This is a genomic window from Phenylobacterium terrae (assembly GCF_042681205.1).
In the GTDB taxonomy this organism is placed as follows: Bacteria; Pseudomonadota; Alphaproteobacteria; order Caulobacterales; family Caulobacteraceae; genus Phenylobacterium; species Phenylobacterium terrae.
On record NZ_JBHUEY010000001.1, the window covers coordinates 931,377 to 955,975 of the forward strand.

17 protein-coding genes are annotated in these 24,599 nt (G+C 71.4%); 4 read left to right on the top strand and 13 right to left on the bottom strand.

Translation table 11 applies throughout. The features are described 5' to 3' along the window. Window positions 1-35 precede the first annotated feature (35 nt). The 5 genes from cobA to ACFSC0_RS04705 all read right to left on the bottom strand — a co-directional run bounded on the left by cobA (window position 36) and on the right by ACFSC0_RS04705 (window position 7,726). A complete protein-coding gene (cobA, locus tag ACFSC0_RS04685) occupies window positions 36-815 on the bottom strand; it encodes a uroporphyrinogen-III C-methyltransferase (protein WP_377282354.1) in 780 nt (259 codons plus the stop codon). Continuing rightward, on the bottom strand, window positions 799-3,450 hold the full coding sequence (locus ACFSC0_RS04690) for a nitrate reductase (protein ID WP_377282355.1): 2,652 nt from the start codon (window positions 3,448-3,450) through the stop codon (window positions 799-801). The genes cobA and ACFSC0_RS04690 overlap by 17 nt, the downstream gene beginning before the upstream one ends. A gap of 4 nt (window positions 3,451-3,454) precedes the next feature. Beyond that, complete coding sequence (gene nirD / locus ACFSC0_RS04695; RefSeq protein ID WP_377282356.1) at window positions 3,455-3,802, bottom strand: nitrite reductase small subunit NirD; 348 nt, start codon at window positions 3,800-3,802, stop codon at window positions 3,455-3,457. After that, window positions 3,799-6,252, bottom strand: a complete 2,454-nt coding sequence (gene nirB / locus ACFSC0_RS04700; RefSeq protein ID WP_377282357.1) for a nitrite reductase large subunit NirB — start codon at window positions 6,250-6,252, stop codon at window positions 3,799-3,801. Before nirB ends, nirD begins: the two co-directional genes overlap by 4 nt. Window positions 6,253-6,511: 259 nt before the next feature. Continuing rightward, window positions 6,512-7,726 (bottom strand): nitrate/nitrite transporter, encoded by a 1,215-nt coding sequence (locus ACFSC0_RS04705; protein WP_377282358.1) that lies wholly within the window; start codon window positions 7,724-7,726, stop codon window positions 6,512-6,514. A gap of 273 nt (window positions 7,727-7,999) precedes the next feature. Between ACFSC0_RS04705 and ACFSC0_RS04710 the strand changes: the two genes are divergently transcribed. Further along, window positions 8,000-9,688, top strand: coding sequence for a bifunctional protein-serine/threonine kinase/phosphatase (locus ACFSC0_RS04710; RefSeq protein WP_377282359.1), 1,689 nt, complete (start codon window positions 8,000-8,002; stop codon window positions 9,686-9,688). A 6-nt stretch (window positions 9,689-9,694) separates the two neighbouring features. On the opposite strand, the gene ACFSC0_RS04715 is transcribed toward ACFSC0_RS04710, so the two are convergent. From ACFSC0_RS04715 to ACFSC0_RS04725, 3 genes are all read right to left on the bottom strand, one after another. Beyond that, entirely contained in the window at window positions 9,695-10,912 is a 1,218-nt protein-coding gene (locus ACFSC0_RS04715) for an alginate export family protein (protein ID WP_377282360.1), read from the bottom strand. A gap of 322 nt (window positions 10,913-11,234) precedes the next feature. Further along, a complete protein-coding gene (locus ACFSC0_RS04720) occupies window positions 11,235-12,473 on the bottom strand; it encodes a CmpA/NrtA family ABC transporter substrate-binding protein (protein ID WP_377282361.1) in 1,239 nt (412 codons plus the stop codon). Continuing rightward, on the bottom strand, window positions 12,470-13,054 hold the full coding sequence (locus ACFSC0_RS04725) for an ANTAR domain-containing response regulator (protein WP_377282362.1): 585 nt from the start codon (window positions 13,052-13,054) through the stop codon (window positions 12,470-12,472). The genes ACFSC0_RS04720 and ACFSC0_RS04725 overlap by 4 nt, the downstream gene beginning before the upstream one ends. A gap of 259 nt (window positions 13,055-13,313) precedes the next feature. Here ACFSC0_RS04725 and ACFSC0_RS04730 point away from each other — a divergent pair, with 259 nt between their 5' ends. Together ACFSC0_RS04730 and ACFSC0_RS04735 are read left to right on the top strand one after the other, a co-directional pair. Further along, window positions 13,314-15,719 (top strand): ABC transporter ATP-binding protein, encoded by a 2,406-nt coding sequence (locus ACFSC0_RS04730; protein WP_377282363.1) that lies wholly within the window; start codon window positions 13,314-13,316, stop codon window positions 15,717-15,719. Continuing rightward, complete coding sequence (locus tag ACFSC0_RS04735) at window positions 15,716-17,719, top strand: ABC transporter ATP-binding protein (protein WP_377282364.1); 2,004 nt, start codon at window positions 15,716-15,718, stop codon at window positions 17,717-17,719. The genes ACFSC0_RS04730 and ACFSC0_RS04735 overlap by 4 nt, the downstream gene beginning before the upstream one ends. A gap of 31 nt (window positions 17,720-17,750) precedes the next feature. Here the strand turns inward: ACFSC0_RS04735 and ACFSC0_RS04740 are convergent, their stop codons facing one another. Genes ACFSC0_RS04740 through ACFSC0_RS04750 form a run of 3 tightly spaced genes read right to left on the bottom strand, consistent with a single transcriptional unit; the run spans window position 17,751 to window position 19,937 of the window. After that, window positions 17,751-18,437: a TPM domain-containing protein gene (locus ACFSC0_RS04740; RefSeq protein WP_377282365.1), complete on the bottom strand. Its 687-nt coding sequence runs from the start codon at window positions 18,435-18,437 to the stop codon at window positions 17,751-17,753. A 1-nt stretch (window position 18,438) separates the two neighbouring features. Continuing rightward, window positions 18,439-19,230, bottom strand: a complete 792-nt coding sequence (locus tag ACFSC0_RS04745) for a TPM domain-containing protein (RefSeq protein WP_377355089.1) — start codon at window positions 19,228-19,230, stop codon at window positions 18,439-18,441. Next, the gene (locus tag ACFSC0_RS04750) at window positions 19,227-19,937 is read right to left on the bottom strand and encodes a LemA family protein (RefSeq protein ID WP_377355090.1); all 711 of its coding nucleotides are present in this window, start codon (window positions 19,935-19,937) and stop codon (window positions 19,227-19,229) included. Before ACFSC0_RS04750 ends, ACFSC0_RS04745 begins: the two co-directional genes overlap by 4 nt. Before the next feature lie 101 nt (window positions 19,938-20,038). Here ACFSC0_RS04750 and ACFSC0_RS04755 point away from each other — a divergent pair, with 101 nt between their 5' ends. Beyond that, window positions 20,039-20,806 carry a class I SAM-dependent methyltransferase gene (locus ACFSC0_RS04755; protein ID WP_377282368.1) on the top strand — a complete coding sequence of 256 codons (768 nt, stop codon included), beginning with the start codon at window positions 20,039-20,041 and terminating at the stop codon, window positions 20,804-20,806. A gap of 15 nt (window positions 20,807-20,821) precedes the next feature. Here ACFSC0_RS04755 and ACFSC0_RS04760 read toward each other — a convergent pair whose 3' ends face one another. Beyond that, window positions 20,822-22,702, bottom strand: coding sequence for an ABC transporter ATP-binding protein (locus tag ACFSC0_RS04760; RefSeq protein ID WP_377282369.1), 1,881 nt, complete (start codon window positions 22,700-22,702; stop codon window positions 20,822-20,824). Further along, window positions 22,699-24,558, bottom strand: a complete 1,860-nt coding sequence (locus tag ACFSC0_RS04765; protein ID WP_377282370.1) for an ABC transporter ATP-binding protein — start codon at window positions 24,556-24,558, stop codon at window positions 22,699-22,701. Before ACFSC0_RS04765 ends, ACFSC0_RS04760 begins: the two co-directional genes overlap by 4 nt. Between the last annotated feature and the right edge of the window lie 41 nt (window positions 24,559-24,599).

Here is a 24,599-nt window from a genome sequence, read left to right on the forward strand (position 1 = left end):
CCAAGCTTGGCCGTAAACGCCGCGGGCGGGAAGCCTCAGGCGGTGAAGCGGCGGCGCTCCGCAGCTTCGGTCGCGAGCGCGCGGGCCTGGGCGACCGCCTCGCCGATGACCAGCACCACCGGGCCGCTAAAGGCGTGGGCCGCCAGCGCCTGCGGCAGCGCCGCGAGCGTGCTCTGGACGAGGCGGGCGTCGGCGCGGCCGGCGTTCTCGACCGCCACGGCGGGGGTCGCGGGGCTCCGCCCCTCCCCGATCAGCCGCTCGGCGACCGCGGCGGCGGCGTCGCGGGCCATGTAGAGGGCGACGGTGGTCTCGGCGTCGGCCAGGGCCGTCCAGCCCTCCTCGACGATGGAGCCGTCCTGCACCCGGGCGGTGGCGAAGGCCACGCGGCGGGCCTCGCCGCGATGGGTCAGGGGGAAGCCGAACTGGGCGGCCGCCGCACTGGCGGCGGTGACGCCGGGCACGACCTCGACCGCGATCCCATGCGCCTCGAGGAAGGCGCGCTCCTCGCCCGAACGGCCGAACACCGAGGGATCGCCGCCCTTCAGCCGCACGACCTCCAGGCCCCGCCGCGCCAGGCGCAGCATCAGCCGGTTGATGGTCTCCTGCTTCATCGAAGCCTTGCCGGCCCGCTTGCCGGTCTGGATGCGAAGGCAGGTCGCGGGCGCGAGCGCCAGGATCTCGTCCGGCACCAGCGCGTCGTACAGCAGCGCCTGCGCGCCCTGGACCGCCCTCATGGCGCGGACGGTCATCAGGTCGACGGCCCCGGGGCCGGCGCCCACCAGGAGGACGCGGCCGGCTTCAGGCGGCATGGGCATGGACAGTCTCCTTCAGGAGGCGTGCGATCTCGGGGCGGCAGGAGCCGCAGTTGGTGCCGGCGCCGGTGGCCTCGCCCATGGCGTCGAGGGTCCGCGCCCCGTCCGCGGCGGCCGCGGCGATGGCGCGCTCCCCCACCCGGAAGCAGGCGCAGACGATGCGGCCGGGATCGACGGCGTCCGCCGCCCGGCCGGCCAGGAGGGCGACGCGGTCGGTGAGCGCCAAAGCATCGTCCAGGAAACGGTCGGCAATCCAGCCGCGGGCCGGCAGGGCGCCCATCTTGGTGATCACCAGCACCCGCTCGGGCCGGCCCTCGAGCACCAGCGCCCGGCGCATGGCGCCCCGGGCCGGATCGTCCATGGCCAGCACCTCGCCGGCCGCGCCGGCCAGCAGCGCATTGAGCACGCCCTGCCGCTCAGCCTCCTCGCCGCGGCCGGCGAACTCGTGGACGTGGCAGCCGTCGTAGGGCGTGCGCCGCCAGACGAGGTCGAAGCCGGCGGGGGCCGCCCACGGATCGCGGGCGACGAAGAAGCCGCGCCAGGTCTCGCCGTAGGGCGCGACGCGGGCCGGGGTGTGCTTGAACTCCGGCTGGCCCGAGGTCGGGTCGACCTTCGCCTCGATCAGCGGATTGGCCTTGCCGGAAGGGGCGAAGGCGTCCGTCCAGTGCATCGGCAGGAAGAGGCCGCCGCGCCGCTGGCGGTCGGTGAACTTCGCCGTCACCACCGCCCGCCCGGCCGGCGTCTCCACCAGCGCGAGCTCGCCGTCGGTGAGCCCGGCGGCGGCTCCGTCCGCCGGGTGGACCTCCAGCATCGGCTCGGGCGTGTGGCGGCAGAGCTCGGCCGCCAGGCCCGTGCGGGTCATGGTGTGCCAGTGGTCGCGCACCCGGCCGGTGTTCAGCGCGAAGGGGAAGTCGGGGCTGACTGCGCTCGCCGGTCCCTTCGCCGCCACGGGGATCATCCGGGCCCGGCCGTCGCTCGTCTGGAAGCGGCCGTCCGTGAACAGACGATCCGTCCCGCCGTCGGGCTTCACCGGCCACTGGACCGGCGTCATCGCCTCGTATTCGGCGTCCGAGAGGCCGGCGAGCGCGCCGAGGTCGAGGTAGCGGCGCCCGGCGTTCTCGAACCCGGTGAGCTCGGCGTATTCGCGGAACACGTCGGCCTGCGATCTCCAGGCGAAGGCGTCGGAAAAACCCATGGCCTGGGCGACGTCGGCGACGATCCGCCAGTCGGCGCGGGCCTCGCCGGGCGCCGGGAACAGCGCCCGCTGGCGGGAGATGCGGCGCTCGGAGTTGGTGACCGTGCCGTCCTTCTCGCCCCAGGCCAGGGCCGGCAGGCGCACGTGGGCGAAGGCGGAGGTGTCGGTCCGGGTCATGCAGTCGGAGACCACCACGAACGGGCAGGCGGCGAGCGCCTCGCGCACCTTCCCGGCGTCCGGCAGGCTCACGGCCGGGTTGGTGGCCATCACCCAGAGCGCCTTCACCTGCCCCGAGCGGACCTTCTCGAACATCTCCACGGCCTTCAGGCCCGGCCGCTTGGAGATGCGCGGCGCGTTCCAGAAGCGGGCGACGCGGTCGCGCTCTTCGGGCGAGAAGTCCATGTGGGCGGCCAGCGTGGTGGCCATGCCGCCGGTCTCGCGCCCGCCCATGGCGTTGGGCTGGCCGGTGATGGAGAAGGGCGCCGCGCCCGGCTTGCCGATCTTCCCCGTCGCCAGGTGGGCGTTGATCACGGCCAGGGCCTTGGCCACGCCCTGCGCCGACTGGTTGGAGCCCATGCTGAACAGGGTGACGGTGCGGGGCGTGGCGGCGAAGGCCCGGTAGAAGTCGGCCACCGCCTTCTCCGGCAGGCCGCAGTCGGCGGCGATGGCGGAGAGGCTCTGGTCGTCGGCGCCGAGCGCCGCGAGCGTCTCGCCGAAGCCCGCGACGTGGGCGTCGACGAACGCGCGGTCCACGTGGCCATGGGCGTCGAGGAAGGCCAGCAGGCCGTTCCACAGCCTCACGTCCGTCTGCGGCGCGATCGGCAGGAAGAGGTCGGCGCCCTCGGCGGTGTCGGTGCGGCGTGGGTCGATCACGATCCAGCTCTGGCCGCGGCCCCTCGCCTGCTCGAGCCTGCGGAACAGCACCGGGTGGGTCCAGGCGGCGTTGTGGCCGGAGAAGACCACCAGGTCGGCCAGGTCCAGGTCCTCGTAGCAGCCGGGGACCAGGTCCGCGCCGAACGCCTGCTTGTGGGCCGCCACCGCCGAGGCCATGCAGAGCCTGGAGTTGGTGTCGATGTTCCCCGAGCCGATGAAGCCCTTCATCAGCTTGTTGGCGGCGTAGTAGTCCTCGGTCAGCAGCTGGCCGGAGACGTAGAAGGCTACAGAATCAGGCCCGTGCTCGGCGATGGTCTGGGCGAAGGTGTCGGCCACCAGCCGGGTTGCGGCGGCCCAGCTCGTGCGGGCCTCGCTGATCATCGGGTGCAGCAGCCGGCCCTGCAGGCTGACCGTCGAGGCCAGGGCCGTGCCCTTGGAGCACAGCCGGCCGAGGTTGGCCGGGTGGGCCGCATCGCCCTTCAGCGTCAGCGCGCGGGCCTCCCCCGGCTGCGCCGCGATCCCGCAGCCGACGCCGCAGTAGGGACAGGTGGTGAGGCGTTGCGCCTCCAAGGCCCTACCCCCTCACCACGCCCAGCAGGATGCGGCCGTCGACGACCTTGACCGGGGCGACGGGCGCGCAGCCCTTGCCGCGGTCGGCGCCCAACGGCTCGCCGGTGGCCAGCTCGATCGACCAGTTGTGCAGCGGGCAGGCGACGGCGTGACCGTGGACGATCCCCTGGCTGAGCGGCCCGCCCTTGTGGGGACACTTGTCGCGCAGGGCGAAGATCTGGTTGTCGCCGGTGCGGAAGACGGCGATGTCGCCGCCGGGGGCCGGCACGCGGCGCGCGCCCCGGAGCGGCACGTCGGTGACCGCGCCCACATCGGTCCAGGCGACCACGGGTTCCTTCACGAGGGCGTTCATGCGGGCTCGAACTCCATTCGACGCGACAGGGGGTTGAACTCGTCCTGGTGGCGGCCGGCGACGCGCTCGGCCCAGGGGTCGATCCGGTAGAAGCGCTGCGAGTAGGCGAAGCGGTCGTAGAGGGCCTTGCGGCGCTCGGGGTCTTCGACCGCGGCCCGGATGTGATCCAGGCCCACCCGGTCCATCCACTTGTAGATCCGCTCCAGGTACCAGGCCTCTTCCCGGTAGAGCTGGGTGATGGCGCAGATGGTCCAGACCGCCTCTTCTTCGCTGGCGACCTTGGTCAAGAGCTCGGTGCCGCGGATGTGCAGGCCGGCCGCGCCGCCCACGTGGATCTCGTAGCCAGAGTCGACGCAGATCACGCCGATGTCCTTGCAGGTCGCCTCGGCGCAGTTGCGCGGGCAGCCGGAGACGCCGAGCTTGACCTTGGCCGGGGTCCAGGAGCCCCACATGAACTTCTCGAGCCGCACGCCCAGGCCGGTGGAGTCCTGGGTGCCGAACCGGCACCAGTCCGAGCCGACGCAGGTCTTCACCGTGCGCAGCGCCTTGCCGTAGGCGTGGCCGGAGACCATGCCGGCCGCGTTGAGGTCCGCCCAGACGGCCGGCAGGTCGTCCTTCTTGACGCCCAGCAGGTCGATGCGCTGGCCGCCGGTGACCTTCACCGAGGGAATGTCGAACTTCTCGACCACGTCGGCGATGGCCCGCAGCTCGGAAGCCGAGGTCATGCCGCCCCACATCCGCGGGACCACCGAATAGGTGCCGTCCTTCTGGATGTTGGCGTGGGCCCGCTCGTTGATGAACCGGCTCTGCTTGTCGTCGCGGTATTCGCCGGGCCAGGCGCAGAGCAGGTAGTAGTTGAGCGCCGGACGGCAGGACGAACAGCCGTCCGGCGTCGTCCACTCCATCGCCTGCATCACCGCCGGCATGGACTTCAGCTCGTACTCGACGATCGCCTTGCGGACCGCGTCATGGCCGTGGTGGGTGCACTTGCAGACGGCGGCCGGGCCGGTCTGGGCCTCGAAGGCGTCGCCCAGTGTCAGCTGCAGGATCTTCTCCACCAGCGGGGTGCAGGTGCCGCACGAGGCCGAAGCCTTGGTGTGGGCGCGCACGCCGTCCAGGGTGGTCAGGGACTTCTCGCCGATGGCCTCGACGATGGCGCCCTTGCACACGCCGTTGCAGCCGCAGACCTCCTGGGAGTCCGGCATGGCCGCAACGGCCGCCTTAGGGTCCACTCCCCGAAGGGCCTCCGTGATCTGCTGGCCGAAGATCAGGGTGTCGCGGACGTCGGAGACGTCCTCGCCCCGCTTCATCAGATCGAAATACCAGCCGCCGTCGGCCGCATCGCCGAACAGCACCGCGCCGGCGATCTTGCCGTTCTCCAGCACCACGCGCTTGTAGACGCCGCGGCCGGCGTCGCGGAACACCACGTCCTCGCAGCCCGGGCCGCCGGCGTAGCGGCCGGCCGAGAAGACGTCGACGCCGGAGACCTTCAGCCTCGTCTGCAGCATCGAGCCTTCGTAGGCCCCGTCCTTGCCGGTCAGCACGTCGCCCAGGGTGCGGCACATCTCCCAGATCGGGGCCACCAGGCCGTAGGCGATCCCGCGGTGCTCGGCGCACTCGCCGATGGCGAAGATGGCCTCATCGGAGGTGCGCATCTGGTCGTCGACCACCACGCCGCGGGCGACGTTGAGGCCCGCATCCGCCGCCAGGCGGGTGTTCGGCCGGATGCCGACGGCCATGACCAGGAGGTCGCAGGGGATGGTGCGGCCGTCCTTGAGCTTCAGGCCCGACACCCGGCCGTCCTCCCCAAGGATCGCTTCGGAGTGCGCCTCGAGCAGGGTCTCCACCCCGCGCTCGGCCAGGGCCTCGCGCAGCAGATAGCCGGCGCTCTCGTCCAGCTGGCGTTCCATCAGGACGTCCATCAGGTGGACGACGGTGGCGTGCATGCCGCGCTTGGAGAGTCCGTAGGCGGCTTCCAGCCCCAGGAGTCCGCCGCCGATCACCACCGCCCGGCCGCCCTTGCCGGCCGCCTCGGTCATCGCCTGCACGTCGTCCAGATCGCGGAAGGTGACCACGCCCGGAAGGTCCGCGCCCGGCAGGGGCAGGCGGATGGGGTCCGAGCCCACCGCCAGGATCAGCTTGTCGTAGGGGACGGAGAGACCGCCCTCGGCCTCCACCGTGCGGGCCTCGCGGTCGATCCGCGTCACCGCCCGGCCGGCGTGCAGGGTGATGCCGTTGGCCTCGTACCAGGCCATGTCGTTGATCACGATCTGCTCGAAGGTCTTCTCTCCCGCCAGCACCGGCGAGAGCATGATGCGGTCGTAGTTCACCCTGGGCTCGGCGCCGAAGATGGTGACCTCGTAGCGGCCCGGGTCCCGCTTCAGGACCTCCTCGACCGCGCGGCACCCGGCCATGCCGTTGCCGATGACGACCAGACGTTGCTTGGGCATCGCCGCTCTCCGAACCTTGCCCGGCGCCGAAGCGGCGGGCCCGAAAACCAGATGGATCGGACGCCTTTGCCCTACGACCCGGCCGCGCCGGGGAAGCTCTACTCGGACCTTCGTTGGCCCGTTCGAAGCCAGGTTAGCGCCCTGTGTTGGAGGGCGGCGTGCTGCAATGCAGCAGAGGTGCCCTTATTTGGTGCGGCGCCCGCGAAATGGGCGCCCTGCCGCGAGGGCGCCCAGACGCTGACCAAGCCGCGGGCGCCCGCTAGACCCGGGCGGTGGTGGCGGTCGCCGCGCCCCAGGTGGTGCGCCACTGCCGCTTGATCGAGGTGAGTCCCACCAGCGCCACCAGGGCCAGGGCGGCGAAGGCGAGGAAGCCCGCCTGGTAGCTGCCGGTGGCCTGCTTGGCGAGGCCGAGGCTGGAGGCCAGGTAGAAGCCGCCGATGCCGCCGGTCATCCCGACGAAGCCGGTCATCACCCCGATCTCGGCGCGGAAGCGCTGCGGCACCAGCTGGAACACCGCCCCGTTGCCCATGCCGAGCGCGCCCATGCCGGCGATCATCACCACTAGCGCCGTCCAGGGCGAGGCCGGACCGAAGCTCACCACCGCCAGGGCGGCGGCCGCGGCCAGGTACATGATCGAGAGGGTGCGGATTCCGCCGATCCGGTCGGCGAGCGCGCCGCCGAGCGGGCGAAACATCGAGCCGGCGAAGACGCAGCCGGCGGTGAAGAAGCCGGCGATGACCGGCGTCAGGCCGTACTCGGAGTTGAAGAAGATGGTCAGCGAGGAGGACAGGCCCACGAAGCCGCCGAAGGTCACGCCATAGAAGAACATGAACCACCAGGCGTCGGGGATCTTCAGCACCGCAAGGTACTCCGGCAGGGACTTGGGCGGCGGCTGGTCGGGGCTGTCCTTGGCGCAGAAGAAGTAGACCACGAAGGCTGCGGCCAGCGGCAGGGTCGCCAGGCCCAGCACGTTCTGCCACCCGACCACTGCGGCGAGCGAGGGGGCGAACAGGCTGGCGAACACCGTGCCCGAGTTGCCGGCGCCGGCGATCCCCAGGGCGATCCCCTGGTATTGCGGCGGATACCAGCGCGAGGCGAGCGGCAGGGCCACGGCGAAGGACGAGCCTGCGACGCCCAGCACCACGCCCACGGCCAGGACCTCGGCGTAGGTGTCGACGCCGATCGCCCAGGCGGCGAGCAGACCGCCGATCACGACGAGCTGGCAGATCATCCCCGCCCGCTTGGGGCCGATGCGATCGACCAGCACGCCGGCGACCAGGCGCAGCAGCGCCCCGGCCAGGACCGGCACGGCGACCATGAAGCCCTTCTCGGCCGGGGTGAGGGACAGGTCGGTGGAGATCTGCACGCCGAGCGCGCCCAGCACCACCCAGACCATGAAGCTCATGTCGAAGTAGAGGAAGGCGGCGAACAGCGTCGGGGCGTGTCCGGCCTTGATGAAGTCCTTGCCGATCATGTGAACGCTCTTTGCTCCGGCCGAAGCCGCGAATCGGGGGAGGAAACCCGTCGCGACGTCAGAGCGTCCTGACCGCCGACGCCCGCATTGGCGCCAGCCCCGCCGCAGGGGCGTCTCTTCCCTACGCGCGGCCGGCGGAGGCCTGAACCGCGGCGGCGGCGTTCGCACCTGCAAAAACGCGATTGCCCAAGGCTTGGGCGGAATGCGCCGGCGGGCGCCCAGCGATTGGCGGCGGGCTGGACTTGGCGGCCGGGCGGTGGCCCACAGAGGCCCATGGAACAGGCGGCGCAGCTGAAGGTGCAGGTCGGCCACGCGACGGCGATGGGGCCGGGCAAGCGCCTCAACGAGGACTTTGCGGCCGTCCAGCTGGAGGAGCCGGGCCGCCTGGCGGGCCTGACCGCCGCCCTAGCGGACGGGGTCGGCGGCGCCAAAGGCGGCCGCGTCGCCGCCGAGACCGCCGTGCGCGGCTTCTTCGACGGCTACTTCGGCCAGAGCGAGACGCTGCCGGTCCGGCAGAGCGCCGGGCGGGCGATCGACGCGGTCTCCCGCTGGATCCACGCCCAAGGCTGCACGGACCCGCAGCTGGAGGGGATGGCCTCCACGCTGACCGCCGTCGTGCTGCGCGGCCGACGCCTGCACGTGCTGCACGTGGGCGACAGCCGCCTCTATCGGCTGCGCGACGGCAAGGTCGCGCGGCTGACGGACGACCACCGGGTGCCCGGGTTCGAGAACGCGCTGTCGAGGTCGATCGGCGAGGCGCGGATCGCCATCGACTACGCCAGCGAAGAGCTGCTGGCCCACGACCGGCTCCTGCTGTGCAGCGACGGCGTGCACGGCCCGCTCGGCGAGAAGCGCATCGCCGAGGCGCTCGGCCGGCGCGGCGGCGCGGAGGCCAGCGCCCGCGAGCTCGTGGACGCGGCCGTCGCCGCCGGCGGACAGGACGACGCCACCGCCCTGGTGATCGATGTGCTGGAGCTGCCGGCGGTGGACCTGACCGACCTCGGCCAGGCGGTCTCGGCCCTGCCCATGCGCCAGCCGCCCGCCGCCGGCGAGACGGTGGACGACTATCGCCTCGACGCGCTGCTGGCCGACGGCCGCTACAGCCGCGTGTTCCGCGCCATGGACCGGCGCAGCGAGCAGCCGGTGCTGCTGAAGTTCCCCAAGCCCCAGGCCCTGGGCGCCGAGGCCAGCGCCCGCTCGGCCTTCCTGCGGGAATCGTGGGTGGCGAGCCGGGTGGCGAGCCCCTGGGTTGGCCGCGTGATCGAGCCGGAGCCCGGCCGGCGCACCTGCCTCTATCTCGTCCAGCCCTTCTACCAGGGCGAGACGCTGGAGCGGCGGCTCTCCCGCACGCCCATCCCGCTGCCGGCCGGCCTGGAGCTCTCGGCCAAGCTCTGCAAGGCGGTGGCGGCGCTGCACCGGGCCGGGGTGATCCACCGCGACATCAAGCCCGACAACGTCATCCTCGAGCCGGAGGCCGGGCTGAAGCTGGTGGACCTGGGCGTCGCGCGACTGCCCCACCTGGAGGCCTTCCCGGCCCCCGAAATCCCCGGCACCGCCAGCTACATGGCGCCCGAGCTCCACGCCGGGGGCGCGGGCGACGTGCGCACCGACGTCTTCGCCCTGGGCGTGACCCTCTACCGGCTGTTCACCGGCGGGGCCTACCCTTACGGCGAGATCGAGCCCTTCTCGACGCCCAAGCTGCGCCGGCCCGCCCCCGCCTCCTCGCACCGCCCTGACCTGCCCGCCTGGCTGGACGCCGCGCTCGCCAGGGCGGTCGCTCCCGATCCGGACGAGCGGTTCCAGGACGCCTTCGAGCTGCTCTCGGCCCTGGAGAACGGCGCCCTCGGCGCCCCGCCGGCCAGGCCGCGGCCGCTGTCGCTCTACGACCGCGATCCGCTCCGCTTCTGGCAGATCGTCAGCCTGGTGCTGCTCATCCTGCTGATCGCCAGCCTGGCGCGGTAGGGCCTCTCACAGCTTGAATTCGAAACCGAGCCAGAACCGCTGGCGGCTCGGAAAACCCGGCGCGCCGTCGTAGTCGGCCCACTTGGCGAGCACCGTGATCTGCCTAGTGACCGCGGCCTGGGCCAGCAGGTTGAACTCGTCGCCCAGATCGGCGCCGCCGCGCTGCGCCTCGAAGCTGTGGTAGCGGGCCGTCAGCTCGATGTTGAACAGGTGGTCGGCCTTCCACGCCGGCTTGATCGTCAGTCCGACGTTGGCGTCCTCGAGCCCGTTCGGCGGCGTGGTCAGGAAGACGTCGGCCCAGCCCTGGAAGGCGTGCAGCGTGCCGAGCGGGGTCTGGAAGGCGCGCGCGCCGTTCCCTTCGAAGGACTCGTAGGCGCCGCGGACGGTGAACATCCCCGACGTTCCGGAGACCTCCGCCGCCCAGTAGTCGAGGTCGAAGTCGGCCGGGTTGTTCGCGTGGTCGCTCTGGCGGGCGTAGCTGGCCGCGTATCCGAGGGCGACGGACCCGGCCTTGGCCTTGCCGGTCACCCGCACGCCCGATGTCAGGCTGGAGCTCCCCGGCGCGTTCGAGAAGTCGAGGGCGTAGACGAACAGGGCGGCCTTGAAGGCCTCGGGCCCGGCGTAGGCGACGTTGACCAGCCAGCTGTCGCTCTTCCAGTCCAGGTCCTCGGCGAACACCCGGTTCACGCGGTCCACGTAGACGAGCGAGCCCTTCACCTTGCCGAGCGCCAGGTCGGCGCGGACGGCGTCAAAGGTCTGCTCGTCCTGGCGCCAGGCCGCGCTGCCGACGAACCTCTGGTCGTCGAAGTTGATCCGCTGGCGCCCCAGCGTGGCGCCGAAGGCGGGGCTCGGGTTCCAGCTGACCTGCAGCCGGTTGATCTCCGCGACCTCGGGGTCGCCGATCACCGGATACTGGGTCTTGCCGTTGATCGTCGAGTTGTAGTCCTCGTCGAGGAGATCGGCGACGCCCTCGAACTCCACCAGGCCCTTCAGCCCGTTCCAGACGCCGGTCTCGTACCCCAGGCGCAAGCGAACGGTGAGCGCCTCGCCGTCCCGGGCGATGTTCGCCTGGTCCACGTGCTCGTAGCGCTGGCGGATCTCGAGGATCGGCTTGCCCGCCGCCAGCGCAGCCGGCGGCGACGCCGCCTCCTGCGCGCTCGCCGCCCCGCAGGCGGCGCTGAGCGCAAGGCCCGCCGCAAGGGCCCGCAACGATTCTCCGGCCATCCATCCCCTCCAGACCCAAAAAAAAGACGCCCAGGCAGGGAGGGGGCCCCCCTGCTTGGACGTCAGTGTCCTCTCGTTGCCGGCGCGTCGCTGCCCCGGGACCCTCTCGGGCCAAGCGAAACATCCTTGCTCCGCGCCGGGCAGGAGGGCGCCAGCCGGCGGTTTGTCTCGCAAGTGCGAAAGAGACTGCGGCGACGCTTCTTCCGGCCGCGGCGCGATTTGCTTGCAGCGCGGGCGCCCGATTGTGCGCCGCCGCACATTTTCTGAGCCGCGTCGGCGCGCCTCCTCCCCAGGCGAAGCCCCGGGGGGAGAGGAGACGGCGTCAGGCCCGGCCGATCTCGAAGCCGGCGACGTAGCGGTCCGGCTGGGCCGCGTCGAAGGCGCGTTGGTCGAAGAACAGGTCGGGGGCCATGGGGATGGGCGCGGTGGCTTCGTCCAGGGTCCAGGGGGCGGCGTGCAGCCCCTCGACCTTCTCGTCGACCACGGGCGCCGGCGCGCCGAGGTCCGCCGCGGCCGTCCGGTAGAGGTCGGGCCGGTAGGCGGCCTCGGCGGCGGCCAGGATGTCCACCTCAGGCCCGATCTGGCCCCAGCGCCGCATCTGGGTCAGGAACCAGACGGCGTGGCTGCGCCAGGGGAAACTCGCCGCGTAGCGGTGGTAGATGATGTAGTCGAGGCTGTCGGGCCCCGGCTCGTCCGCCGCGTAGGGCGGCGAGCCCACCAGCGAGCGGGCGATGACCTCCTCCGGGGCGTCCACGTACTCGGGGCGGGCCAGGGTGGCGGCCAGCTCGGCGCGCCGTTCGGGCAGGTCGCACCAGGCGGCGGCCTTCAGCAGGGCGCGCAGGACCGCCTGCAGCGTCTGCGGGTTCTGCTTCGCCCAGGCTTCCTTCAGGCCGAACACCTTGTCGGGGCCGACGCGCCAGAATTCGGAGGCGTAGATCATGATCTCGCCGTGGCCGCTGGCGACCGAGGCGGCGTTCCAGGGCGCGCCGACGCAGTAGCCGTCGATCTCGCCCACCGCCAGGCGCGCGGTCATGCGGGCCGGCGGCACCACGACGACGTGGACGTCCCGGTCCGGGTCGATCCCGGCCGCCGCCATCCAGTAGCGGAGCTGGTAGTTGTGGACCGAGAACGGGAAGACCACCGCGAAGATCAGCGGCGTCTCGCCCCGGGCCCGGCGCGCCTCGATCAGCTTCTTCAACGGCCGGGCCGAGCGCGGGCGCGCCGCCATGCCCTGCGGATCGACCTCGCGCATGGCCTCGGCCAGGGCCGTGGATACGGTGATGGCGCTGCCGTTCAGGTTCAGCGACAGCGGCGCGATCATCCGCGTGGGCTCGCCGCAGACGCCGAGGTTCACCGCCAGCGGCAGCGGCCCCAGCATGTGGGCGCCGTCCAGCGCGCCCATCGCCACCTTGTCGCGGATGTTGGCCCAGGAGGCCTCGCGGCTCAGCGACACCGCCAGGCCCTCGTCCTCGAAGAAGCCCTTCTCCTGGGCCGCCACCAGGGGCGCGCAGTCGTTCAGGGCGATGAAGCCGAGCCGAAGCTCGCGCTGCTCGAGGCTCACTTGTCGTCTCCCTTGAGGACGCCGGCGAAGGTCAGGAGGTCGGTGGCCACCGCGCCGAGCGGCCGGCCGGTGTCCATGGCCAGCTTGCGCAGGGTCCGATAGGCCGCGTCCTCGTCCAGCCCGCGTTCCTTCATGAGCAGGCCCTTGGCCCGCTCGACCGTCTTGCGGGAGGCCAGATCCGCCTTGGCCTTCTCCAGGTCCGCCCGCATCCGCTGCATGATCGAGAAGCGGCTCATCGCCACCTCCAGCACCGGGCGGACGCGGCCCGGCGCCAGGCCGTCGACCACATAGGCCGCGACGCCCGCCTGCACCGCCGCCTCCGCCAGGCCCGGGGTGGAGCGGTCGACGAACATCACCACCGGGCGCGGGTTGATCTGGCTGGTTTCGCGCAGGCTCTCCAGGGTGTCCCGGTCGGGGCTCTCGCAGGCGATCACGATCACGTCGGGCGCGAGGCGGGGAAGGTCGGCCTCCACCTCCTCCAACGTCGAGGCGCGCGTCACCTCGAGCGGATGAACTTCGCTCAGGCCCTCGGCGACCAGCGCCGCCCGCGCCTCGTCCGGATCAATGATAAGCACCCGCATCGAGGCCCCGCATGGCCGGGTCCGGCCGGCAGATCAATCGACCGTCTGCGCGATGGCGGCCGAAAGGCAGCGGCGCCCAATGTTTGGGCGCCTGTTTCAGGCGCGTCATCGAACTTCGCTTGACGCCCCGCGAAGCCCTACCGACACTTCTGACTACAAAAACAGGAAAGCCCAATCCGGACCGCATAACGGCCGAAGGGCGTTGCAAGGCGCTCGAGCGGCCGGATCCGGAGGGGGTCGATCTGGGAGGATCGGCGCCATGTTGGACGAGGCGCGCAGGGGACGAGTCCTGCCGATCTGGGGCGATGCGCCCCTGCCGAAGGACCGTGACCGGGACCACCGGGCGGACCACTACAGCTTCGGCGGCGTGTTCAAGCTGGTCTGGCGCGCCTGGCCCTTCCTCTACCGCTACATCGAGGGCCGCTGGGCGAGCCGGGCGCTGAGCGGGCCGGCCGAGGCCGCCCGGGACTCCCACCCGACGGGCTACCTCTACATGCCGTTCCTGGTGACCGGCCTGGTCGCCTGGCTGGTGCTGGGCGCCCAGACCGCGACGAGCGAGAGCGCGGCGCGCTGGAGCCTGATCGGCGAAGGGCTGTTCGTGGCCATGGCCGCCTGCGCCTGGGCGACGCTCGCGACCCGCAACCGGCTGCAGGCCGTCTTCGCCATCGCCGGCGCGCTCGCCGGCTTCCTGGCGACCTTCCTGTTCTGGGTCACGTCGGAAGGCTACGGGCCGAAATTCACTGCGCTGGGGACCTGGGCGGCCTATGCGGCCGGCTGGTTCGTGCGCTTCGAGCGCCGCGACGGGGCCACGGTGGTGTCGTTCCGGGTCGGCAGCCACCTGCTCTACTACTACCTGATCGACTGGGTCCGGAAGTTCGTGCTGGCCCTGCTGACGGCCATCGTCGCCGACCTGCTCTACAAGTCCATCCTGGTGGGCGAGCCGCTGAGCCCGCTGCTCGCCGGCATCATCGGCGGTTCGGGCATGGCCGATGGCGAGGCGGCCCGGCTCACGACCGACCAGCGCCTGTCGCTGCAGTGGTGGTGGATCGGCCTGGCGCTGGGCGCCTTCCTGCTGGAGCGCACGGGCGCGCTGGCGCTGCGCTACTACTCCACCTGGATCCAGCAGATGATCAACCAGGACCTGCGGGTCGCCCTGGTTGAGCGCTGGCACAAGCTGTCCATGCGCCACCACGCCGAGCAGCGGGTGGGCGATGCGGTCTACCGGATCTACCAGGACAGCGCCCAGGTGACCCAGGTGATCACCCGGCTGGTCACCGCCTTCTCGATGATCACCGCCCTGGTCTCGGCGGTCTTCCTGCTGATGTTCTTCGACCCCTTCCTCGCCCTGCTGGCGGCGGGGATCGGTCTTCCGGTGCTGGCCTGGGCGCGCTGGTTCTCGCCGCGCCTGCGCACCCGCGCCCTGGTCGCGCGCGAGCGCAACAGCGACCTGACCAGCCGCATCCAGGAGATCTTCTCCGGGCTTCGGGTGATCAAGGCCTACGGCCGCGAGGACGCCGAGCAGGCCAGGTTCGAGGACGAGTCGGTGGTCGCCTTCAACGCCGCCTTCAAGGCCCGCAGCCTGGCGGCCCTGACGATGATCGTCAGCTTCGTGCTGACCGGCGTCGTGCTGCTGGTCGGCCTCTATTTCATGGCCGTCTGGGCCGCCGAGCGCCGGCCGGCGGCGGCGGCGGGGCTGATCGGGCTCGTGGGCCTGTCCTTCACCGTCTGGAACGTGCAGTCCTTCCGCTGGGTGCAGGACAAGTTCTTCGAGAGCGCCGTCGACGTGCGCACCCTCTCTCGCGAGTGGACCTTCGCCCAGGACCAGGCGATGGGCCTGCACCGGGTGTTCGACATCCTGGACATCGAGCCGGACGTCCAGGACAAGCCGGACGCCATCCCGATGCCGCCGTTCGAGACGGCGCTGGCCTTCGAGAAGGTGAGCTTCGGCTATGAGCCGGAGCGGCCGATCCTGTCGGAGGTCTCGTTCACCGCCACGCCGGGGACGATCACCGCCATCGTCGGCCCGACCGGGTCGGGCAAGAGCACGCTGATGGCGCTGGCCCTGCGCCTGTTCGACCCCGAGGGCGGCCGCATCACCGTCGACGGCCGCGACATCCGGGATCTGCAGGTGGAGAGCCTGCGCGACAACATCTCCATCGCCCTGCAGGAGAACATCCTGTTCGGCATGAGCATCGCCGACAACATCCGCTACGTCGTACCGGACGCCAGCCGCGACGAGGTCGAGGCGGCCGCGCGCGTGGCCTGCGCCCACGACTTCATCATGGCCCTGCCGGAGGGCTACGACACCGTGCTCGGCGACCGCGGCGGGCGGCTCTCGGCGGGCCAGCGGCAGCGGCTGTCGATCGCCCGCGCAGTGATCAAGGACGCCCCGATCCTGATCCTCGACGAGCCCACCGCGGCGCTGGATGCGGCGACCGAGCACCAGGTGCTCAAGAACCTGCACGACTGGGGACAGGGCCGGGCGATCTTCATCGTCACCCACCGGCTGTCCACCATCCGCCAGGCCGACCAGATCCTCTACCTGTCCGGCGGCAAGGTCTGCGAGGCCGGCAGCCACGCCGAGCTGATGCAGATGGCGGGGGGCGGCTATCGCAAGCTGGTCACCGCCGAGAGCGAGCCGGCGCTCGCCGGAGCCGCCGAATGACCGACGCCGCCCTCAAGAGCCTCGCCCCCGCCGCCGCGGCGGGCCCTGCGCAGGACCGCGCCGAACGCATCGGCCTCAGAGAGACCCTGTGGCTGATGGGACGGGCGCTGACCTACATCTGGCCCATGCGGGGCCGGTTCTTCGTCGGCCTGGCGCTGGCGAGCATCGCGGTGGTCGCCTCGATCGTCGCGCCCTGGCCGCTGAAGATCCTCACCGACTACGTGGTGCTGAGGAAGCCGATCACCGAAGCGGAAGTGGAGAAGTTCCCGCCCTTCCTGCAGTGGTTCATGGAGATGATGATCGGCTGGAGCCCCCAGCAGGTGGCCTTCGCCACCATCCTGCTCGCGGCGAGCTTCCTCCTGACCTTCGGCGTATTCGGGCAGGGCGCGGCCGGCCGCGACACCACGGACGCCCAGCTGGCCGAGGGCCAGGACACGGCCACCCGGACCGAGAACGAAGCCAACCGCGGTCGCAGCTACGCGTCGGGGATCTGGGGCTTTCTCGAGTACCGGTGGGAGCTGCGCTTCTCCCAGGCGCTCAACCACTACTACCGCTGCCAGTTGTTCGAGCGGATCAAGGCGCTGCCGATGACCACCCTGGAGGACCGCCGGATCGGCGACAGCCTCTACCGGGTCATGTACGACACGCCGATGATCAGCGCGGTCTGCCAGACGCTGATCCAGCAACCGATCACCACCCTGCTGACCATCGCCGCGCTCGGCTACGTGCTGACCTTCAGCTTCGGCGACGCCCCCGAGGTGGTGTGGGCGGCGCTGGCGGTGGCGCCCGCCGCCTTCCTCATGACCCTGCCGCTGGCGGGCTTCGCACGCCGCCGCTCGACCCAGTCGCGGCTGGCCGGCGGCGACACCACCAGCGCGATCGAGGAGGGGATGAGCAACATCCTGGCCATCCAGAGCCTCGGCGGGTGGAAGCGCGAGCGGGCGCGGTTCGCGGCCGCCAGCGCCGAGTCCTTCCGGCGGTTCCGCGGGGTGGTGCTGGCCAACATCCTGGTGCTGGTCGCCTCGGGCCTGGCCCAGCAGCTGCTGCTCTCGGCGGTCTTCCTGGTGGTGAGCGCCCAGATCATCGCCGGGGAGATGTCGGTCGGCGACTACATGGTCATCACCATCTACTTCGCCAGCATGGCCGGCTCGGCCATCCTCACCGGCCGCCTCTGGGTCGACCTGCAGGACAACGCCGCCGGCCTGAAGCGGGTGTTCGAGCTGATGGACATGCCCGTCGAGCAGGACCTGGGGACCAAGGTCCTGCCGCCGATCCAGCAGGGCGTGAAGATGGAGGCCGTCACCCTCGTCTATCCGGACGGCCGCAAGGCGCTGGACGACGTGGACTTCGAGGCCCGCATCGGCGAGATCGTCGCCATCGTCGGTCCCACCGGGGCCGGCAAGACCTCCCTCGCCTACCTGGTCCCGCGCTTCCACCGTCCCACCGCCGGGAAGGTGACCATCGACGGCTACGACCTGGACGAGGTGAAGCTGGAGAGCCTGAGGCGGCAGGTCACCTACGTCTTCCAGGAGACCCACCTGTTCGGCGACACGATCGCCGCCAACATCGCCTACGCCAAGCCGGGCGCCAGCCGTGAGGAGATCGAGGCCGTCGCGAAGATCGCCGGCGCGCACGGCTTCATCACCGCCCTGCCGGAGGGCTACGACACCGACCTCGGCGCCAAGGGCGGCAAGCTGTCGGTGGGCCAGAAGCAGCGGATCGCCATCGCCCGCGGCCTGCTGCGCGAATCGAAGATCCTGATCCTCGACGAGCCCACCTCGGCACTCGATCCCGAGACCGAACGCTATCTGGTGGCGGCCCTGGAGGAGGCCTCGAAGGACCGCGCGGTGATCATCATCGCCCACCGGCTGTCGACCATCGTCCACGCCGACCGCATCGTCTTCCTGGAGGACGGCAAGGTCCGCGAGCAGGGCTCCCACGCCGAACTGATGGCCCGCGGCGGCGCCTACGCCGAGTTCGCCAGGCTGCAGTCTCAGTAGCCCCTTCCCTCCCCTGAAGGGGGGGAAGGAGTCAGGGCAGCTCGACCACTGCGTTCGGCAGCTCGTTCGGGTTCTGCGGTCCCGGCGGGAAGCGGGCCGCCAGGATCTCCCCGCAGCGGGCCGCGGCGTCGATCAGGCCCTTGGCGGTGCGGCGAAGGCGCAGTTCCTTGACGAGGTCGGCGACCACGGCGTCCCAGGCGCCGGGGTCCACCACCCCGTCGACCGCCTCGTCGGCGACCAGCTCCACGCGGTGCTCGGCGAGCGAGACGTAGATCAGGACGCCGGTCCGCCCGGCGGTCTCGTGCACGCCCTTGGAAAGGAACAGCTCCTGCGCCCGCTGGCGCACCCGCTCGGCCTTCAGTCCGGGCGTGGTGAGGAACAGCCGCACCGGACGCCAGGCGACCAGCAGGCCGACGGCCGCGAACAACAGGGCCTGCAACAGGACCGCGCCGATCAGCGCGCCCCGCACCGCCGTCTCGGCGGCCGCGCCGGCCTGGGCGGCGGTCCAGCCGGTGACCGCGGCTGGGGCCGCGACCTCGACCCCGGCCAGCAGCAGGAGGGCGGGAGCCAGCAGGGCGGCCCCGGCGGCCCAGGCCAGCGGGGTCTCGCGGTAGTCGGAGGACTGGGCGGCCAGCACGCAGTAGATCTCGCCGCTGGTGCGCTGCTCGGCCGCGGCGATGGCGGCGGCGATGTCCGCCCGCTCCTGATCGGTCAGCATCTCACCACCTGCCCGAAGCGCCGCCGCCGCCGAACGATCCGCCGCCGCCGGAGAAGCCGCCGCCGCCGCTGCTCCAGCCTCCGCCGCCGCTGCTCCAGCCGCCGCCCCGGCCGCCGCCGGAGAAGATGATCGGCCACAGCCACCACAGCCCCCGCCGCCGGCGGCGCCCGCCGCCGAGCATGCTGAGCACGAAGAAGATGAAGAGGATGAACAGGAACACCGGGACGCCGCCGCCGTCGTCGGTCTCCGCCGCACGGGCCTGCGCCGCCGCCGCGACCCGGGCCTTGGCCTCGCCCTCCGGCAGGCTGAGCTGGGCGATGGCCGCCTGGGTCCCCGCGACGACGCCCTCCTCCATTTCGCCGGCCTTGAACCTGGGCAGCACGCGCTCCTGCAGGATCAGGAAGGCCAGGGTGTCGGTGAACACCGGCTCCAGGCCGTAGCCGACCTCGAAGCGCACCTGCCGGTCGTCTGGCGCGACGATGAAGAGGACGCCGTCGTCCTCGCCCTTCTGGCCGATCCCCCAGGCGCGGCCGAGCTGGTAGCCATAGTCCTCGATCGGATAGCCGCCGAGGTCGGAAATGGTGGCGACCACCATCTGCCGTCCCGTCTGCTGTTCGAGCTGGGCGAGTTCAGCCGTCAGCTGCGCCTCGGTCGGGGCCGAGAGGATGCCGGCCTGGTCGACCACCCGGCCGGTCAGCGGCGGGAACTTCGGCGCGGCGAGGGCGGCCGCCGCGCCGAGCAGCAGGATCAGGGCGGCGAGGACGGCGCCGCGCGCGGTCCCCGCAAGGCTCATTGCGCCGGCGCGGGCTGGGCCGCCGGCGGCGGGGCCGAGCCGGGCGTCACGGGCGCCGCGCCGCCGCCGGGCGCGGTCGGCTGAGCTGTCCCGGCGGCCGGCGCGCCGACGGTTCCGAAGTCCACGGTGGGCGCGGTCTGCGCGCTCGCCGAGGCGGTGAAGAGCTGCATCGGCTTGGAGCCGGCGTGGGCGGTCTTGGCCCAGATCACCGTCGGGAAGGTGCGGAGCGAGGTGTTGTAGTCCCGAGCGGCCTCGTTGTAGTCGCGCCGGGCGATGTTGATCCGGTTCTCGGCCTGCTCGATCGCGTGCTGCAGGGCCATGAAGTTCTGGTTCGACTTCAGGTCCGGATAGCGCTCCTGGATCATCAGCAACCGGCCGAGAACGCCGGAGAGCTGGTCCTGCGCCGCGGCGTAGCGTTCCATCGCCGCCGGATCGGTGAGGGTGGAGGCGTCGACGCTGACCGCCGTCGCCCGCGCCCGCGCCTGGGTCACCTCGGTCAGCACCGCCCGCTCCTGGGCGGCGTAGCCGCGGACCGTTTCGACGAGGTTCGGGATCAGGTCGGCGCGGCGCTGGTAGGCAGCCTGCACGTTGGCCCAGGCGGCCCTCGCCTGCTCCTCCTTGGTGGGGATGGTGTTGTAGCCGCAGCCGGCGAGCGCCAGCGGCAGGGCGATCAGCAGGCCCAGGCGGGCGAGGCGGCTAAGGATCACGGCGGCGCTCCTTGTTCGGCGTGGGTCTCTCGGCAAGCTTGGCCTGACAGCATGGTCGCAGGATTGACTTGGCGCAATCGCGAGGCCCTAACGCACGATCGATGGTCCAGGTCCGTCCCTACTATGCCGAGCAGAGCCTGAGCGCGGCCTACTACGACCTGCTGACCGCCCTCGACGGGACGCTTGCGGGGGATATCGAGCTCTACGCCGGCCTCGCGCCGGCGGGCGGGCGCCTGCTGGAAGTCGGGACCGGCACCGGCCGCATCGCCTTCGCCCTGGCGGAGAGGGGTTTCCAGGTGGTCGGCGTCGACCTCGCCCCGACCATGCTTCGCCAGGCCCGGGCCAAGCAGGCGGCGACCGACCCGCAGGTGGCCGCCCGCATCACCTTCGTGCAGGGGGACATGACCGCGCTGGCGGTCGAGGGGCCGTTCGATGCGGCCATCTTCCCCTTCTTCACCCTCTCGCACGCGCCACGCGGCTCTGCCTGGCGCAACGTGTTCGCGGGCCTTTCGCCGCGGCTGGCGCCCGGCGCCCTGGCGGCCTTCCACATGCCTGTGGAGGCCTCGCTGGACCAGCCGCCGCCGAAGGGGCCGAAGGATGCGGTGCTGTCGGTCCGCGTGGACGGCGGGCGCACGCTCCAGCTGTTCATCCGCGAGCGGCGGCGCCGTCCGGACATCGGGCGCTACGACCAGGTGCTCGACTACGTGCTGCTGAACGCCCGGGGCCAGGAGGAGCGGCGCTCCACCGAACGCCTCACCTTCTACGCCGGCGACCCGACCCCCTTCGCGATCGAGGCCGGGCTGGAGCCGGAGCGCGACCCGGTCCCGCTCGGCGCCTCGGGCGAGGTGTTCGTTTTCCGGAAGGCGTAGCGCAGGCGGGGCCCCTTACGTCCGCATCGCGAACTCGGCGTCGCCGGTCGCGGCGACCGTGGCGTCGTCGAAGGAGGCGTGGGCCGAGCGGTAGAGCCTCGCGTAGAGGCCGTCCTGGGCCATCAGTTCATCGTGCGGCCCCTCCTCGATGATCCGGCCCTGCTGCAGCACGATGATCCGGTCGGCGTCGCGGATGGTCGCCAGCCGGTGGGCGATGACCATGCAGGTGCGGCCGGCGAACAGCACCTTCAGCGCCTTCTGGATGGCCTGCTCGGTGAAGCTGTCGATGTTGGCGGTGGCCTCGTCGAGGATCAGGATCTTGGGATCGGCCACCAGCGCCCGGGCGAAGCTGACCAGCTGGCGCTGGCCCAGGCTGATGTTGCGGCCGCGCTGGCCGAGTCTCGTCTGGTAGCCCTCCGGCAGGCGCATGATGAAGTCGTGGGCGCTGACCGCCTTGGCCGCCTCGATGATCTCTTCCAGCGAGGCCGATGTGTTGTAGCGGATGTTCTCCTCGATCGTGCCGGTGAACAGGAACGGCTCCTGCAGCACCATGCCGATCACCCGGCCGAGGCTGTCCAGCTCCACGTCGCGCACGTCCTGGCCGCCGACCAGCACCTGGCCCCTGTCCACGTCGTAGAACCGGTGGGTCAGGGACATGATCGAGGTCTTGCCCGAGCCCGTCGGGCCGACCAGGGCCACCACCTCGTGCGGCCGGACCTTGAACGAGATGTCGTGCAGCACCGGCCGCTTGGGGTCGTAGCCGAAGGTGACGTTCCGGAACTCGACCGTCGGCTCCATGTCGCGGCCGAGCGGCGCCGCGCCGGGCTTGTCCTTGATGGTCACCGGCACGTCGAGCACCTCGAAGATCCGGTGCCCGGCGGCCATCGCCCGCTGCATGATGGTGTACTGCATCGACAGCATGCGGACCGGGTCGAAGAACCGCTGCACATAGAAGATGAAGGCGACCATCACGCCGACGTCGAGCCGCCCGCCCAGCACCGCGTTGCCGCCCACCACGATGACGATGGCCATCGCGAAGCCGGTCAGCACGTCGACCGTCGGCACCATGACCTGGGTCAGCTTGGCCGAGCCGACCTGGGCCTGCATGTTCTCGCGCGCCTTCTCCTCGTAGAGGTCGAAGTTCATCGCCTCGCGCCGGGTTTCCTGCACCGTGCGGATGCCCTGGATGTTCTCGGCCAGCGCCGAGTTGGCCGAGGAGCTGGCGTCGCGGGCCTGGCGGAAGGTCTTCTTGGAGAACGGCAGCCAGATCGCCCGCACGGCGATCAGCATCGGGATCACCGTCAGGGTCAAAAGGCCCAGCTGCAGGTCGGTGGCCAGCAGCACGATGGCGATGCCGACCAGCAGGACCAGGTCGCCCAGCGCGCCGGTGGTGCTCTCCAGGAACTCCTGCAACGCGTTCACGTCGCCCTGCAGCCGGGCCATGATCCGGCCGACGTGGGTCTTGTCCATGAACGACAGCGACACGTCCTGGAAGTGGCTGAACATCGCGCGCCGGACGTCGAAGATCACCTTCTGGGCCAGCCGGGCGCTCATCCACTGCTCGAGGAAGAAGGCGCCGGCGTTCAGCACCACCAGGCCGGCGAACACCATCAGCAGCTGGTCGAGCCGCGAGGGGTCGCGCTTGGCGGCCGCGTCCACCGCCCGGCCGATCATGTAGGGGATCGACATGGCCGTCGCCGCCGAGGTCAGCACGGCGATCTGGGCCAGGACCAGGTAGGTCTTGTGCGGCTTCAGGAAGGCGAAGAACCGGCGCAGGATCTTCGGGTCGAAGGAGGCGAAGATCTCCTCGGCCTCGGCCGAGCCGAGGCTGGCGCGGGGACGTCGCGGGGCGCTGGAGGCCGCCGCACCGTCGCGTTCGAAGGCGAAGTCGCTCATGCCCGGGCCGCCTCCACGGTTTCGACCGCGACCTCGTCGTCGATCACGCCGCCCTGCTCGGTGCGGGTCTGCAGGGCGTAGAGGTCGGCGTAGACCCCGCCCTTGGCCAGGAGCTCGGGATGGGTGCCGCGCTCGATCACCCGCCCCTCGTCGATCACCAGGATCTCGTCGGCGTGCATCAGCGAGGAGAGCCGGTGGGCGATGATCACTGTGGCCATCGACCGGGTGGCCTGCTTGATCCCGTCCCGCACCTTCTTCTCGGTCACCGCGTCGATGGCGGCGGTGGAATCGTCGAAGATCATGATCCCCGGCCCGGGCACCACGCCGCGGGCGATGCTCATCCGCTGGCGCTGGCCGCCGGAGAGGGCCACGCCCCGCTCGCCGACCCGGGTCTCGTAGCCGCCGGGCAGGGCGGCGATGTAGTCGTGCAGCTGCGCCGTGCGCGAGGCGCCGACGATGCGGTCCTCGCTGGCCCAGGGATCGGCGTAGGCGATGTTGTTGGTGATGGTGGTGTCGAACAGGAAGGCCTCCTGCTGCACCAGGCCCACGTACTCGCGCAGCGACGGCAGGGTGACCTCGCGGATGTCGGTCCCGTCGATGGTGATCCGGCCGCCGGTCACGTCGTAGAACCGCGGGATCAGCTGGGCGATGGTCGACTTGCCGCTGCCCGGCGGGCCGACGATGCCCACCGTCTCGCCGGGGCCGACCTGGAAGCTGATGTCCTTCAGGATCGGCCGGCCGGCGTCGTAGGCGAAGTCCACATGCTCGAACCGCAGCACCCCGCGCGCGGGGTTCAGCGGCTGGGCCCCGGGCGCGTCGGCGATGTCGGGCTCCAGGTCCAGCACTTCGAACAGCCGCCCCCCGGAGGAGGTCGCCCGGGCCGCCGAGGCGAAGATCATGGCGATCTGCCGGATCGGGGTCTGCAGCAGGGTCATGTAGGTGAGGAACTCGGTGAGCTTGCCCACCGAGATCTGGCCGGCCGCCACCTTGTGCCCGCCGAACCAGAGCAGCAGCGCCATCGAGCCGTAGAACGACAGGGTCATCGCCGAGATGGCCCGGAAGCGCAGGGTGATGCGCTTGTAGGAGTACTTGAGGACGTCCTCGGCGGCGGCGTCGAACTTGCCCAGCTCGTGCGCCTTGCCGGAGAAGGCGCGGACCACCCGGATCCCCTGGAGGTTCTCCTCCATCTTCAAGGTCAGGATCGACTGCAGCTGCTGGACCTTCAGCCAGGTGACCCGCAGCAGGAAACCCATCCGCGCCAGGGCGAAGCCGGCGATCGGCACGAACAGCAGGCCGACGACCGCCATCCCCGGGTCGGTGGCGAACATCATCGCCGTCGCGACGGTGAGCAGCAGCACCAGGGTGAAGGTCTGCATCATGCCGCCCTGGATGAAGGCGCGCGCGCCCTCCAGGTCGAGCATGCCGCGGGTGATCAGGTCCCCGGAATGAATGCGGTCGTGGAAGCCGAAGGACAGCCGCTGGAGCTGCTGGAAGAAGGCGATCCGCAGATCGTAGCCGACCTTCTGGCTGACCACCTCGGCGATGTAGCCGCCGAAGCCGGTGAGGAAGCCGCGGACGCTGGAGGCCAGGATCACCAGTCCGGCGGTGACCAGCAGGGCGTCCCGCGCCTCGTCGGCGAGCGCCGGCCCCTGCGAGAGCAGGCGCGTCGCCTGGTCCACCGCGTGGCCGAACAGCTTGGGCAGCGTCAGGCTGGCGATCGCCGAGCCCAGCGAGCAGCCGATGGCCAGGGCGACGCGGCCGGGATAGCGCAGGGCCAGCCGGATGATCCGCTTCAGGACCCCCGGCATCGCCTTGACGTCCACCTGCCCGAAGCTCGGAGCCGCAGAGTCAGTCATGGCCCGCACACCGCCGGCTGGGGCGTGAATCACTCATACGC